Below are 15,384 nucleotides of genomic sequence, written 5' to 3' on the forward strand. Positions count from 1 at the left end.
CGTCACGCCTGGCCACCGATTTAGCCCCTCCTCCTTGCAACGAGCCTTTCATGATCGAAAAACACCCTCTTTTGCGCAGCCTGGCGATCTACCGGGAAATGCCCTGGCGCTTTGCCCTGGTGGCCGCGCTGTACATCGCCGTCAACCTGGGGCTGGTCTGGCAGCAATGGCTGATCGGCCATGCCGTGAATGACGTCAGCGCCGGACGTGCGGTGCTGCGCCAGGCCGATGGCAGCCTGGACGCCAGCCTCGGCTGGTACTGGCTGTGGCTGATGCTGGCGGTGGCCCTGGGCCGCGGCGTGCTGCAATACGCCGCCAGCGTGTTGTCCCTGGTGCTCAGCCAGGAACTGCTGACCCGCCTGCGCGAGCGGATCCTGGCTCAGGTCCAGGGCCTGCACCTGGGTTATCACTGGCAGCACGGCATGGGCGAGATGATCACCCGCACCACCCGCGACGCCGACAAGGTGCGCGATGCCCTGATCAGCTTCTGGCGCCAGGTGGTGGAAACCCCGCTGGTGGTGCTGGCCACGGTAGGCCTGCTGAGTTGGTACAACCCGTTGCTGGGGCTGGTGCCGCTGTTGCTGACGGTGTTCGGCCTGGGCATTTTTGTCTTGCAGACCGAGCGCCTGGTCAGCCTGGACCGAGCGGTGGGCGCCGCTTACGACCGGGTCAACCAGGACCTCAGCGAAGGCATCGGCGGGGTGCGGGTGATCAAGTCGTTCGGCCTCGAGCACAGCCGCGTACAGCGCTTCGCCGGCCAGGTGGCGCTGTTTGCCGGGCATGCGCGCCAGGCCCTGGCCTACTCCAGTTCGCGCATTCCCCTGCCCCAGGCAGTGGTCGCCCTGGGCCATGTCTGGATCCTGGTGTACGGCGCGCACCTGGTGGCCGCCGGGCAACTGGGGATCGGCGAGCTGGTGACCTCGCTGCTGATCGCCACCACCCTGGTGTTTCGCATCGAAGGCATCGGCCGGGTGATGCAGACCTTCGCCGACGCCCGCGCAAGCGCCGAACGCATCTGGCAACTGCTGGACGAGCCACCGGCCATCCGCAGCGGCAGCGCCCGCCTGCCCGACAGCGCCCTGGGCCTGAAGCTGGAACAGGTCAGCGTCAGCGCCCCGGGTGGCGGGCTGAACATCCTCGACCAGTGCAGCCTGACCTTGCAGCCGGGAGAGATCGTGGCCCTGGTCGGCGCCACCGGCACTGGCAAGAGCTTGCTCGCCAGCCTGTTGCCGCGCCTCAGCGACATCAGCGCCGGGCGCCTGCTGCTGGGCTCCGACAGTGCCGGCTGGCACGACATCCGCCAGCTCGACCTGAGTGAGCTGCGCCGGCGGGTGCACGTGGTGCCCCAGGAAAGCTTTCTGTTTTCCGACACCCTGGCTGCCAACCTGCGCCTCTGCGCGCCCCAGGCCAGCGACGAGCAGTTGCGCCATGGCCTGCGCCTGGCTGCGGCCGAAGATGTGCTGGAACGCCTGCCCCAGGGCCTGGCCACGCCCCTGGGCGATCGCGGGGTGACCCTGTCCGGCGGACAGCGTCAGCGCCTGAGCCTGGCCCGGGCCCTGCTCGGCACCCCGGACATTCTCTGCCTTGACGACGCCACCAGTGCCCTGGATGCCATCAGCGAGCGCCAGGTGCTGAACAATATCCGTCAGTTGCGCCGCGACCAGGGGCGCGCCACCACCCTGCTGGTGATCTCCAGCAAGCTGTCGACCATTCTCCTGGCCGACCGGGTGCTGATGCTGCAACACGGAAAAATCGCCGCCAGCGGCACCCACGCCGAACTGCTGCACAGCAATCCGGACTACCGCGACCTGTTGGGGATCGACCATGGCTAATCCAATCGCCGGCAAGGCCCTGAGCGATATCGAAATCGAAGAACTGCTGGCCAGGAAAGCCCTGGACCGCAGCATGTTCAGCCGGCTGCTGCCATTGCTGGGGCCGATCCGGGGGCAGATCTTCAGTGTGATCGGCATCGAAGTGCTGCTGGTGCTCACGGTGTTTCTGCGGCCGTGGTTCGTGCGCGAACTGCTGGACCGTGGGCTGGTGCTGCACGAACAGCACTGGTTGCTGGATGAACGTCTGGTGCTGTGGCTCGGCCTGGGACTGGCGGCCAGTTGGCTCGGGCGCTTCCTGCTGGCCGGGCTGTCGCAGTTTGTGGCCGGCAGCGCGGCGATTCGCGTGCTCAACGACCTGCGGGTCAGGGTGTTTGCCCATGTGCAGTCACTGAGTGTCAGCTACTTCGACCGAACCAAGGCCGGGCGCATCATTTCCCGCGCCGACCGCGATGTCGACAGCCTCGAACCGCTGCTGATCCAGGGCCCGCCGGAGCTGCTGGGGGCCCTGCTGCGCTGCGGCCTGGCCTCGGTCATGCTGTGGCGCATCGAGCCCCGGTTCTTTCTCAGCCTGGCGGCCACCGTGCCCTTGCTGGTGCTGGCAACCTGGAGTTTCAAGCGCATTTCCCAGCGCAACTGGGCCAAGGTCGCGGAAAACCGCAGCCGCTTTACCGCGCACCTGGTGGAAAGCGTCAGCGGCGCGCGCATGTTGCAACAGTGCGCCCAGGAAACACCGAACCTGCGGCGCTACCGCGGTCTGCTGGACGACTTCAACCAGGCGCTGATTCGCGGCAGCCTGCGCTCCAGTTGGTTCGCGCCGTTTACCGCGCTGCTCAGCTCGGCGGGCATGGCTGTGCTGTTGCTGGTGGGCGGCTACGGCCTGGCGCAGGCGGACGTGACTGTGGGTCAGGTGGCGGAAAGCCTGTTCTACGTGTTCCTGTTTCTGGGGCCATTGCAGGAACTGTCGGACCTGTTCGAACGCTACGCCACCGGTTCGGCCTCGGCCCAGCGCATCTTCCTGCTGCTGGACACCAAGCCGCAGATCAACGACATCCCGGAGCCGCGCAGCCTGGGCCGGGCCCGGGGCGCGGTGCGTTTCGAGCGTGTGCGCTTCGCTTATGACCCCGCGGCCAAGACCCCGGTGATCAATGACCTGGACCTGGAGATTGCGGCCGGCGAAGTGCTGGCGATTGTCGGCCCCTCGGGCCATGGCAAGAGCACCCTGGTGCAGTTGCTGACGCGCTTTTACGAGGTCCAGTCGGGGGCGGTGAAGCTCGATGGCATCGACATTCGCGACCTGACCCAGCACGAGCTGCGGCGCAGCGTTGGGGTGGTGTTGCAGGACAACGTGCTGTTCAGCGGCAGCATCCTCGACAACCTGCGCCTGGCCGCGCCCCATGCCGACGATGCCGCGCTGATTGCCGCGGCCCGGGAACTGGGCGCCGACGAGGTGCTGGAGCGCCTGCCCCATCAGTACCAGACCGAAGTCGGGCCGCTGGGCAGCCACCTGAGCCATGGCCAGCGGCAACTAGTGTGCCTGGTGCGCGCCTACCTCGCGGACCCGGCGGTGCTGGTGCTGGACGAGGCCACCTCGGCGGTCGACATCCACACCGAACGCCGCATCCAGCGGGCCTTTCGCCGCCTGTGCCAGGGCCGCACCGCCATCATCATTGCCCATCGCCTGGCGACCATCCGCGACGCCGACCGCATCGCCGTGATCCGCCATGGGCGCCTGGTGGAACAAGGTCCCCACCACCAGTTGATCGACCAGGGCGGCGCCTATGCGGCGCTGTACCAGACCTACCTGCGCAGCGCCGAAACCGGGGCCAGCATCGACGAAATCAGCGCCACCACCGCTTAAAAGCCCTGTAGCCGCTGCCAGAAGCTGCGCTGTTCGGGCCTGTGTCGGGGATTCATCAGCTAGATGCAAGGCGCCTGTCCGGGCCAGCTCAGCCTCGCGGGCTCGGCAGCGGCTACAGCTGTAGTCGCTGCCGCGGGCTGCGCTGTTCGGGCCCGTGTCGGCGATTAATCAGGCTGTTGCACGCCCAGCAGCGATTGCTGACGGGGTGTTGCTACAGACGCACCCCGGCCGGCGAGCGCTGCGAGTACTGCGCTAAAACCTGCGGCCCTGCTGGCCGAAACCGCCAAGGGCAGCCCATGGCATGGCCGTTGCACTCACCCTGGCACGGCGACCTCGCACCCGCGCGGCGCAACGCGTTACTGAATCAGGAGCATCCATGAGCACTGAATTTTTCTGGCGCCTGCCGCTGGGCACCGACGGTCCACAGCTGAGCACCGACAAACACAACCGGGGCAGCGCGCAGCATCGCCCCGGCAACATTGCCCCGGGCCGCTTGCCCAATGGCGAGCCCGACGACTTCACCTACATCGACTACATCGCCCAGGTGGCCAAGGCCGCTGAACTGGCCGGCTTCGAAGGCGCCCTGCTGCCCACTGGCCCCGAGCCCTGGGTGGTGGCCGCAGCCCTGGCCCGTGAGACCCGGCGCATCAAGTTCCTGATCGCGTTCCAGGCCACCTGGACCCTGCCGGCCTACGCCGCGCAGCAAGCGGCGATCCTGCAAAACCTCAGCCGCGGGCGCCTGGAGTGGAACATCATCACCGGCGGCAACCCCGCGAGCCAGCGCGCCAATGGCGACTTCCTCGAACATGACCTGCGCTACAAGCGCACCGGCGAGTTCCTCGACATCATCCAGGGCCTGTGGGAGAACGAACGCTTCTCCTATGACGGCGATATTTTCCAGCTGGAAAACGGCGCCCTGCCTCCGGGCCTGCAACATGAACGCAAACCGGGGGTGTACTTCTCCGGGTTCTCCGACGCTGCGCTGGACGTGGCCGCCAGGCACGCCGATGTGTACCTGAACTGGGCCGAGCCGGTGGACAAGCTCAAGCCGCACATCGAGCGCGTGCGCGAGCTGGCGGACAAGCAGGGACGCAGCGTGCGCTTCGGCCTGCGAGTCGACCTGTTCGCCCGGGAAACCGAAGAACAGGCCTGGGCCGACCTGCGCCGCCAGTTCGACAAGCTCGAAGGCAAGAGCAGCGTGGTGGCCAAGGGGTTCACCAGCGGTTCCGACTCGGTGGGCGCCGCGCGCCAGACCGCCTACCACCAGAACATCGACCGTTTCGACGACCTGATCATCGGCCCCAACCTCTGGGCCGGTTTCGCCAAGGCCAAGCCGGGGCCGACCGTGGGCCTGGTGGGCAGCCACCAGAACATCGCCGAACGCCTGGTGGAGTACCGCGATGCCGGGTTCTCGACCTTTATCCTGGCCGCCAACCCGCACCTGGAAGAAGCCCTGCGCATCGGCCAGGAAGTCCTGCCCCTGGTGCACCAGCGCCCGGTCGCGCAACCCGCGCCCGCCCCCCACCTTAAAGCCAGCGCCTGAGCGCCACCGGAGAGCCCGCAATGACCCAACCCCTCGATACGCTCTGGTACACCCGCTGCCCGGTCCCCACCGGACTGGGCATCGCCGTGCAGAAAGGCTGGCTGCAAGACACCCTCGGCGCCCTCGGGACCCAGGTCCAGTCGCTGCGCGAGTCCAGCGACCAGGCGGTACGTGAATCACATTTCGATCACAGCCTGCGCCATTCGGTGCGCCATGGCGGCAACATCCCGGCGATCTGGGCCCGGGCCCAGGGTCGCGAGACCCGGGTGATCGGCCTGTCCTGGGCCGATGAAGTGCAATTGATCCTGACCCGCCATGACAGCGGCATCAAAACCGTCAAGGACCTCAAGGGGCGGCGTTTCGGCCTGCCGGACTGGGCCGGCGCGCAGATCGACTTCACTCGGGCCCAGGCCCTGCGCGGCCTGGAGAACGCGCTCAAGCTCGAAGGCTTGCAAGTCGGCGACCTGCAGTTGGTGAACTTCCGCTACGGCGGCACCTTCAGCGACGCCCCGGTGCGCACCGTCAGCGGCACCCCGGTCGGTGCCCAGCCGGGCAACGGGCGCAACCTGGAACTGGTGGGGCTGCTGCGCGGCGAGGTTGATGCGATCTTCCTCAAGGGCGCCAGCGCCGCCCAGCACGCCCATGATTTCGGCCTGCACACGGTGATCGATACCGGCTCCCACCCGGACCCGCTGATCCGCAGCAACAACGGCACGCCGCGTACCCTGGCGGTGGACCTGGCCCTGCTCGACGAGCATTTCGAGGTGGCCAGCGGGATTCTCGATTCGGTGCTGCGCGCCGAGCAGTGGGCCCACACCCACGGCGAAGAGACCCGGCGCTACCTGGCCCGGGAAACCAACAGCAGCGAGTACTGGGTCAATGCCGCCTACGGCGAAGACGCCCATTTGCGCCTGCGCACCGCCCTCGATGAACAGGCCATCGACGCGTTGCAGGACTTCACCCAGTTCCTGCATCGCTGGCGCTTTATCCCGCACAGCTTCGATGTTCGCGACTGGATCGACCGTCGGCCGCTGGAAGCGCTGCTGGCCACCCCTACCGCACTGGCGGGCTAACCCGCCGGGTTTCATGGATTCGAACTGAAGACCCTTATGAGCAAACCACTCGATACCCTCTGGTACACCCACAGCCCGGTCCCCACCGGGCTTGGCATCGCGGTGCAGTCCGGCCGCCTGGCGGAAGCGTTCCTGCCGTTCGGCACCAATATTCAGTCGTTGCGCGAATCCAGCGAACGGGAAGTTCGCGAAGCGCACTACGACCACCACTTGCAGAACTCGGTGCGCCACGGCGGCAACATCCCGGCGATCTGGGCCTACGCCAGCGGCGTGCAGACCCGGGTCCTGGGGCTGTCCTGGAGCGACGAGGTGCAGCTGATCCTGACCACCGCCGAAAGCGGGGTCAAAAGCATCCGCGACCTGAAGAACCGCCGCTTCGGCCTGCCGAAATGGGCCAACGTGCAGATCGACTTCACCCGCGCCCAGGCCCTGCGCGGCCTGGAGAACGCGCTCAAGCTCGAAGGCCTGAACGTGTCCGACGTCGAGCTGGTGGATTACCCCTACGGCGGCACCTACAGCGATGAACAGAAGCAGCATGTGTATGGCTCGGAAGTCAGCCTCGGGGTTAGCCGCTTCAGCCGTCGCAACAACGAGCTGATCGGCCTGCTGCGCGGCGATATTGACGCGATCTTCCTCAAGGGCGCCCATGCCGTGCACCTGGCCAACGAGTTCGGCTTGCACGTGGTGGTCGACACCGGCTCCCACCCGGACCCGCTGATCCGCAGCAACAACGGCACGCCACGGACCCTGACCGTGGACATCAACCTGTTGCAGGAACATTTCGACGCCAGCGTGAAAATCGTCGACACCGTGCTGCGCACCGAGCAATGGGCCTGGGCCAACCCCGAGGAAACCCGGCGTTTTCTCGCTCGCGAACTGAACACCAGCGAATACTGGGTGGCCGCAGCCTACGGCGAAGATGCACACCGGCGCCTGCGCACCACCCTGGATGCACGTTCGATCGAAGCGCTGCAAGACTTCACCGACTTCCTCCACCGCTGGGACTTCATCCCGCGCCGCTTCGACGTACGCGACTGGATCGACTTCAGCGTCCTGGAAAAAGTCATAGGCTCCACCTCCCGCGTCGCCGTCTGACCCCCTCCCCTCATGCCGGAGTGCGCGCAAGGCGCTCCGGTTGTTTCCCGGCAACCATTGACCTGTTGCTTATGTAACGCCCCCGCAAAGATGACTGGCCTGCCAGCTGTTCCGCTGCCGACTCGGCTGTTGCTGGAGCAGCATTCTCGACCTTTGTTGCTGCTGCTCCAGCAGCAGCCTCCACGCAACTTCTGCTGAATAATCGGCATGCTGTTTCGGCCTGACTGGATCGCCCTGATCCGGCTATTGAAAAACAACGTTTAAAGCCCCGGATAGAATATTTAAATCCTTAATTATCAATAGCTTATTAAAACTAACCGACCTGAAAAATCTCTTGGCACGATCTCTGCTCTAGCCCCTGTAGCACAACTTTTCCGGGGGAGATTCACATGCATAAACTTCATCCGCTTACCAAGAGCATCGGGCTTGCTTTATGGCTCGCAGGCGGCGCTGTCAGCGAGTTGGCGTTGGCAGCCGAGAGCACCGAGGCCGACGGCAAGAACAGCAGCGAACCTGCGCTGAAGACCGTGACCGTCACCGCCCAGCACCGGGAAGAAACCCTGCAAGAGGTTCCGGTGGCGGTCTCGGCGGTCCAGGGCACCAGCATCACCGCCGACGGCGTGCGCGCCATGGGCGACATCACCACCTTTATTCCCAACGCCTCGGCCAAGAACCCCGACGGTGACGGCCGTCCGCGCTGGTACATCCGTGGCCTGGGTACCGGCGATACCGGCGCCGCCACCGTATTCCCGGTGGGAATCTATGCCGACGACGTGTATTTGAACGCGCCGATTGCCGGTGGCGGCCCGTTGTTCGACCTGGAGCGTATCGAGATCCTGCGCGGGCCCCAGGGCACGCTGTATGGCAAGAACACCACCGCAGGCGCGGTAAACGTGATTTCCAAGAAGCCGACTTTCGACACTGACGGCTTCGGCACCATCGGCTTTGGCAGCAAGAACGAACGCATCCTCAGCGGCGCCCTGGGCGGTGCCCTGGTGGACGAAAAACTGGCGGCGCGGATCTCGCTGTACTCCGAGGAACGTGACGGTTTCCAGAAAAACCTCACCGACGATCACACCTATGGCGACGTCAACAAGAAAGCCGTGCGCCTGCAGTTCCTGGCCCAGCTCAACCCAGACCTCGACGCCTTGCTGAAGATCCACAGCCGTGAGTTCAAGGGCGATGGCAGCAACGGTTCGCTGCCGGTCGGGCGTTACTACAACGTCGGCTATCAGCGGCCGAACGGGCGCAATATCGCGCTCAACACCAACGAAGATGCCAAGCTCGATCATGACGGCACGTCCCTGACCCTGAACTGGCACCTGGGCGACTACACCCTGACCTCGATCAGCGCCTATGACTACATTCGCGGGCGCTCCACCAGCGACGCCGACTACACGCCCTACGAGGTCAACGGCGCGGCGATTTCCGACAACAAGTACACCCAGTACTCCCAGGAACTGCGCCTGGCCTCGCCCCAGCAGGAAACCCTGCGCTGGTTGCTCGGTGCGCATTACTTCCACGAAGACCTCGACAGCTCGGCCCAGCGCATCATCACCCCGGGCCCGACGCCCAATGGCACCGGCTCGAACCAGATTGGTGGCGTCACCGATTTGCGTGACCTCAACTACGACCACAAGACCGACAGCTACGCGCTGTTCGGCAACCTGACCTACGACTTCACCGACAACTTCACCGTCACCGGTGGCCTGCGCTGGACCCAGGAAAAGAAAAACATCGACCTCGATCTGACCCAACTGACACGCGCCACGGCCAACGGCCCGCTGATTGCCCTGGGCGGCAGCGGCACCAACGGCAACCGCCAGGAAGACAAGACCTGGGAAGCCTGGACCTACGACCTGACCCCGGAATACCGGATCAATGACAATGTGCGGGTGTTCTTCCGTTATGCCCATGGCTTCCGCTCGGGCGGCTTCAACACGGGCCTTTCCACCAGCCTGGCGCAGTTGACCACGGTCGATCCGGAACAACTGGACGCCTATGAAATCGGCCTCAAGTCGGAGTGGTTCAACCACCGCCTGACCGCCAACGCCAACGTTTTCTACTACGACTACTCGGATATCCAGGTCAATCTGCTGACCGTCAACAACGGGGTGCTGACCACGGCCCTGACCAACGGCGCCTCGGGCAAGGTCAAGGGCGCCGAGCTGGAACTCGAAGGCCAGCCGACCGATTACCTGCACCTGCGGGCGGCGGTGTCGTTCCTCGACACCGAATACACCGACTTCAAGAACACCAACCCCACCACCGGCGCGGTCACCGGCGACTACAGCGGCAACAGCTTCGTGCGCTCGCCGCGCAACGTGGTGTCCCTGGGCGCGGACTACACCTTCCCCCTGGAAATCGGCGGCAAGCTGGTGGCCGGTGGCGACGTGAGTTTCCGCGACAAGGAGTACTTCCTCGCCGATCGCCAGAGCAGCGCCGACAAGACCCTGAGCCAGCCCCACTACACCCTGGCCAACAGTCGCCTGACCTGGTACAGCCCGGATGAAAAACTCAGCGTCACCGGTTTTGTGAACAACCTCACCGACCGCCGCTACCAAGTGCATGGCCGGCCGAACGGCACCCTGGGCCAATACGTCATCACCTACGGCGACCCACGCACCGTCGGCCTGAGCGTCACCAGCCGCTTCTGATCCGGCGGCGATACACCCCGCTGGAGCGGGCCCTCACGTCGCGCATCGGCTTGAAGGCCTGCCCCCTCCGGCAGCACACCGCGATTTCCGGGCCACCGGCATCCACATAACCCTGCAGGAGCAGCCGGGCGGGATGCCGCTCGCAAGGCCGCTACCGACGGCCGGTTCCTGCACACGCCCGTTCTCAGCAAAAAGGAATTTTTCCATGTTCCATCGCAATCCGTTGGCCGGCGCCGTGGCGCTGGTCATCGGCAGCCTTGCCGTGCCTGCTTTCGCTGCCGAAACCTCAAGCAAACCCGCCGCCAGCGGCGACCACCTGGACACGGTGGTGGTGCTGGGCACCCGCCGCAGCGACCTCACTGCCCTGCAAAGCGCAGCGCCGGTGGACGTGCTGTCCGGCGAACAACTGCAGCAGACCGGGGCCAGCGATCTGTCCGGAGCGCTGACCGCACTGTCGCCGTCCTTCAGCTTCCCGCAGTCACCCCAGGGTGCCTTCGCCGGATCCATCGCCCAGGGCGCCTCGCTGCGCGGCCTGGCCTCCGACCAGGTGCTGGTGCTGGTCAACGGCAAACGCCGCCACACCAGTGCCAACGTTACCCGGCAAAGCCTGGTCAACGGCCGGGGCGCCGCGGCAGTCGACCTCAGCCTGATCCCCATCAGCGCTATCCACCGGGTAGAGATCCTGCGGGACGGTGCAGCCGCCCAGTACGGCTCCGACGCGATTGCCGGGGTGATCAACATCGTGCTCAAGGAAAAGGACGACGGCGGCAACCTCGGCTATCGCTTTGGCGGCTATGACAAGGGCGACGGCATCCAGCGCAAGCTCAGCGGCTGGAAAGGCTTCGCCCTGCCCAACGACGGCTTCCTGACCTTGAGTTTCGACGCCGGCAGCCAGGACCCGGCCAGTGACACCAACCCCGACAACCGGATCTTTTACCCCGGCTCCACCAGCATCAACACCCCGCGCGAGCAGAACAACCCGAACCGCACCTGGCGCTGGGGGGCGGCGAATATCTCGGACCAGTACAACGTCACCGCCAACAGCGAAATCGGCGTGGGCGAAGGGCTGACCGCCTACGGTTTTGCCACCTACTCCCACAAGAACAGCGACGCCGAGAACTTCTTCGACCCGCCCACCAGCCTGCGCAACAACTACGGCAGCGTCGCCCTGGCGCGCTTCCCCGACGGCCGCGTGCCCATCACCCGCTACACCCTGGAGGACTACGCGGTCACCGGTGGCCTGCGCTATGAAACCGAGCAACTGGGCAAGTTCGACCTGGCGCTGAACCACGGTGACAACAGCGTCAAATCCACCGACCGCAATGCGATCAACCCGAGCTGGGGGGTCAGCAGCCCGGAGAAGATCTACATCGGCGAACGCGAGGCCGATCAGACCAACATCACCCTGGACTGGGTACGCGACTTCCCCACCGACCTGCTGTTCAAGCCGCTGACCCTGTCCGCCGGCCTGGCCTGGCGCAAAGAGAACTACGAGCTGAGCGCCGGTGAAGCCGCGGGCTGGCAGAACGGCCCGCTGTTCAACAGCATCGACCCGATCACCGGCCGACGGATTCCGGGCTACTACTCGGGAATCACCCAGGTCGACGCCGCGTCCCTGGACCGCAAGGTGCTGGGGGCCTACATCGACGTCGAAGGCCAGGTCACCGAGAAGTTCCAGGCCGGTGTCGCGGTGCGCACCGAGCATTATTCGGACTTTGGCGACACCACCAACGGCAAGCTGTCGCTGCGCTATGACTTCACCCCGCAGATCGCCGCCCGCGCCACCGCCAGTACCGGCTACCGGGCGCCGTCGCTGGTGCAGAGCGGCATGTCCTCGTTCAGCGTGCAGGTGGTCGAACAACCGCCGGGCAGCGGCAACTATGTCGAGGTGCAGCAACGCACCCTGCGCGCCAACAGCCCGGAAGCCGCGCTGCTCGGGGGCAAGGCGCTCAAGCCCGAGGAGTCCACCAACTACTCCCTGGGCCTGGTCTGGCGGCCACTGCCCAACGCGTCGGTGACCCTGGACGCGTACCGGATCAACATCGACAACCGCATCACCCTCTCCGACCAGTTGCCGGCCTCGGTGGTGTCGCCGATCTTTGCCGGCACGCCCTACGCCAATATCCAGAGCGCGGCTTTTTACACCAACGTAGCCGATACCCGCACCGATGGCGTCGAGCTGACCGGCAACTATCAACTGGACCTGGCGCAATGGGGGCGCTTGAACCTGAGCAGCGGGATCAGCCAGAACAACACCAAAATCACCGCCTTGCGCGATGTCGGCAATATCCAGGGCTCGCAGATCATCGGCCGCACGACCCAGGGCCTGATCGAAGACGGCACGCCGAAAAACAAGCTGATCCTCAGCGCCAATTGGCTGTATGACAATTGGGGCCTGACGGTGGCCCAGCGGCGTTATGGCGAGTGGAAGAGCCTGAACGCGACCAACCCGACCCTGGACCAGACCTACAGCCCGCAGTGGGTCACTGACCTCGACCTGTCCTACACCTTCGACAAGGCACTGAAAGTATCGGTGGGTGCGATCAACCTGTTCGACAGCCACCCGGACAAGTCCGATGGCGTGCAGCTATACGGCGTTCCCAAATATTCCACCACCAGCCCCGAAGGCGCACAGGGCGCGTTCTACTACACCAGCGTCAGCTACGAGTTCTGACTGCTGACGGGGTGTTGCCCAGGCAGCAGTCGCTGCTGGCCAGGCACCACCCCTTCCCGACACGTCCAAAAACCACGGTGCCTTCCAGGGACAGCGCAGCCTGGCGGTAGCGGCTACAGGTCCACGACAGGCCCTTGTAGCCGCTGCCGAAGGCTGCGCTGGCCAGCCCTGACGCCGTGATCTCCCAGAAAAAACACGGCCCTCTCCAGGCCTAACGCAGCCTCCGGCGCAGCTACGGATCCGGAGTGGCACAGGTCTTGCGAAGGCACTGGGGTACTTCGCTGAATTAAGACTCGCCATGGCCTTTCGTACCCGTTCTGTGTTGACTGCCCTGACCTGGCTCATCTCGCCCATCGTGCTGTTAGCGGTATGGGCGTTGGTGGCCGCGGCCGGGATTTTCCCGCGTAATTTGCTGATTCCGCCGGCCCAGGTGGTGCAGGCGTTTGCCGGGCTGCTGGCGAGTGGCGAACTGTACGAGCACTTGGGCAACAGCCTGTCGCGCCTGGGCCTGGGGTTTGCCATCGGTTCCCTGAGCGGCCTGGCCTTTGGCGTGTTGATGGCCTTGTCCAGGCAGGTCGAGGTGTATTGCGGCCCGCTGTTCCATACCCTGCGCCAGATCCCCAGCATCGCCCTGATTCCGATGTTCGTGCTGCTGTTCGGCATCGACGAAACCTTCAAGATCATCATCGTCGCCAAGACCGCCTTTTTCCCCGTGGCCCTGGCCGCCAGCGAAGGGGTCAAGGCCATCCCCCGCAGCTACTTCGAGGTGGCTGACGTCTACCGCCTGCGCTGGCCGACCCTGGTCCGCGAAATCGCCCTGCCCGCCGCCGCGCCGCCGATCATCACCGGTTTTCGTATCAGTCTGACCCGGGCCTGGGTGGTGCTGGTGGCCACCGAGTTGCTGGCAGCCGACAGCGGCCTGGGGCAGATGATTGAAATGGGCCGGCAAATGCTGCGCATCGACGTGGTCATGGTCGGGGTCCTGGTTACCGGGGTCATCGGCTTTGCCCTGGACTTCACCTTTCGCCGCCTGGAACAGCACCTGTTCCGCTGGCAGACCCGCTAGGAGCCGCCCATGTTGCACTGGCTGAGAAAAACCCGTGGCCTGTTGCTGCCGCTGCTGTTGATCGGCGCCTGGGAGTACCTGTCTGGCCAGGACGCCGCCGGCGCCTATGCCTTTGTGCCGCTGTCGACCATCGGCAGCGCCCTGCTCGAACTGCTGGGCAACGGCGAGTTGCTGGTCAACCTGCTGGCAAGCCTGGCGCGCACCAGCAGCGGCCTGGCCCTGGGCATTGTGTTCGGCGTGCTGCTGGGGGTGCTGATGGCGCTGTCGAGCCTGGCCAACCGCCTGATCGGCCCGCTGTTTCACTCGATCCGCCAGGTGCCGATGCTGGGCTGGATCCCGCTGATCGCCATGTGGTTCGGCAATGGCGAGTTCTCCAAGGTGCTGATCGTCAGCCTCGCCGCCTTTTACCCGATGGTGCTCAACACCTACCAGGGCTTCAGTCACGTCGAGCAGCGCTACCGCGAGGTCGGCCAGGTGCTGGTGCTCAGCCGTTGGCAGCAGTTCTGTCATGTGCTGCTGCCGGCCGCTGTGCCGAGCATCGCCACCGGTGTGTTGCACGCCCTGGCATTCGCCTGGGTCACGGCGGTGGGCAGTGAATTGTTCCTGTCTTCCGGGGCTGGCCTGGGCAACCTGATGATGAACGCCGAAGCCGGCTCGCGGATGGAGGTTATTGTGCTCAGCGTGCTGTGCATCGGCCTTTGCGGCTACCTGATGAACCTGCTGTTTACCCTGTTGAGCCGCCACCTGTTGCGCTGGCGCTCCATTCGTTGAAAGGCCACCCCATGAACGCAATTGCCCAACACGCCCCGTCCCGCAGCCAGCAACTGGCGAGCGGCGCCCTTGAGATCCGTGACCTGAGCAAGGCCTACAAGATCGAAGGCAAACCCCTGCCGGTGCTGCAAGAGATCAACCTGAAGGTCCGCCCCGGGGAGTTCGTGAGCATCCTGGGCGCCAGCGGTTGCGGTAAATCCACCCTGCTGCGGCTGATTGTCGGGCTTGAAGCCGAGTATCAGGGCCAGATCCTGCTCGACGACCAGGTCATTTCCGGCACCAGCCTGGAACGGGGCATCGTGTTCCAGGACCATCGCCTGTTCCCGTGGATGACCCTGAGCAAGAACATTGCCCTGGCGCTGAAGAACCATCCCCTGCCCCAGGCGGAAAAAGACCGGCTGGTGGCCGAGCACATTGCCCTGGTCAATCTCCAGGGCTTTGAAAATGCCTACCCCCATCAGTTGTCCGGCGGCATGGCGCAACGCGCGGCCATCGCCCGGGCGCTGATCAACAAACCCAAGGTGCTGCTGCTGGACGAACCCCTGGGCGCCCTCGACGCCCTGACCCGGGTCCACCTGCAACACGAGCTGCAACGCATCTGGGTCCAGCAGCGCTGCACGGTGATCATGGTCACCCACGACATCGAGGAAGCGCTGTACCTCGGCGACCGGGTGATCGTGATGGACGCCCACCCGGGCCGGATCAAGCACCAGATCGAGGTCGACCTGCCGCACCCGCGGGACCGTTCCTCAAGCGTGCTGCAAGGCTACAAGGAGCAATTGCTCGAAGAGTTGGTGGGGCATTGATCCCAGCCG

General features: G+C 65.2%; 10 protein-coding genes. All 10 read left to right on the forward strand.

From position 1 onward, the window contains the following. The first annotated feature begins 50 nt into the window (after nt 1-50). The 10 genes from ACOZJV_RS03230 to ACOZJV_RS03275 all read left to right on the forward strand — a co-directional run bounded on the left by ACOZJV_RS03230 (nt 51) and on the right by ACOZJV_RS03275 (nt 15,375). On the forward strand, nt 51-1,832 hold the full coding sequence (locus ACOZJV_RS03230; RefSeq protein ID WP_201130953.1) for an ABC transporter ATP-binding protein: 1,782 nt from the start codon (nt 51-53) through the stop codon (nt 1,830-1,832). Beyond that, nucleotides 1,825-3,690, forward strand: a complete 1,866-nt coding sequence (locus ACOZJV_RS03235) for an ABC transporter ATP-binding protein (protein WP_421546814.1) — start codon at nt 1,825-1,827, stop codon at nt 3,688-3,690. The genes ACOZJV_RS03230 and ACOZJV_RS03235 overlap by 8 nt, the downstream gene beginning before the upstream one ends. A 376-nt stretch (nt 3,691-4,066) precedes the next feature. Continuing rightward, complete coding sequence (locus ACOZJV_RS03240) at nt 4,067-5,233, forward strand: LLM class flavin-dependent oxidoreductase (RefSeq protein WP_421546815.1); 1,167 nt, start codon at nt 4,067-4,069, stop codon at nt 5,231-5,233. Between the two features lie 20 nt (nt 5,234-5,253). After that, the gene (locus tag ACOZJV_RS03245) at nt 5,254-6,306 is read left to right on the forward strand and encodes an ABC transporter substrate-binding protein (protein WP_421546816.1); all 1,053 of its coding nucleotides are present in this window, start codon (nt 5,254-5,256) and stop codon (nt 6,304-6,306) included. Between the two features lie 36 nt (nt 6,307-6,342). After that, entirely contained in the window at nt 6,343-7,401 is a 1,059-nt protein-coding gene (locus ACOZJV_RS03250; protein ID WP_078473400.1) for an ABC transporter substrate-binding protein, read from the forward strand. Nucleotides 7,402-7,790: 389 nt separating this feature from the next. After that, the gene (locus tag ACOZJV_RS03255) at nt 7,791-10,058 is read left to right on the forward strand and encodes a TonB-dependent receptor (protein ID WP_421546817.1); all 2,268 of its coding nucleotides are present in this window, start codon (nt 7,791-7,793) and stop codon (nt 10,056-10,058) included. Between the two features lie 205 nt (nt 10,059-10,263). Continuing rightward, nucleotides 10,264-12,732: a TonB-dependent receptor plug domain-containing protein gene (locus ACOZJV_RS03260; protein WP_421546818.1), complete on the forward strand. Its 2,469-nt coding sequence runs from the start codon at nt 10,264-10,266 to the stop codon at nt 12,730-12,732. 298 nt (nt 12,733-13,030) lie between these two features. Then, nucleotides 13,031-13,798 carry an ABC transporter permease gene (locus tag ACOZJV_RS03265; RefSeq protein ID WP_421546819.1) on the forward strand — a complete coding sequence of 256 codons (768 nt, stop codon included), beginning with the start codon at nt 13,031-13,033 and terminating at the stop codon, nt 13,796-13,798. A gap of 9 nt (nt 13,799-13,807) precedes the next feature. Continuing rightward, on the forward strand, nt 13,808-14,569 hold the full coding sequence (locus tag ACOZJV_RS03270; RefSeq protein ID WP_421546820.1) for an ABC transporter permease: 762 nt from the start codon (nt 13,808-13,810) through the stop codon (nt 14,567-14,569). Between the two features lie 11 nt (nt 14,570-14,580). Then, entirely contained in the window at nt 14,581-15,375 is a 795-nt protein-coding gene (locus tag ACOZJV_RS03275) for an ABC transporter ATP-binding protein (protein ID WP_421546821.1), read from the forward strand. Nucleotides 15,376-15,384: the final 9 nt, after the last annotated feature.

Origin of the sequence: Pseudomonas sp. QD4, from assembly GCF_049199125.1 — a bacterium.
Classification (GTDB): Bacteria; Pseudomonadota; Gammaproteobacteria; order Pseudomonadales; family Pseudomonadaceae; genus Aquipseudomonas.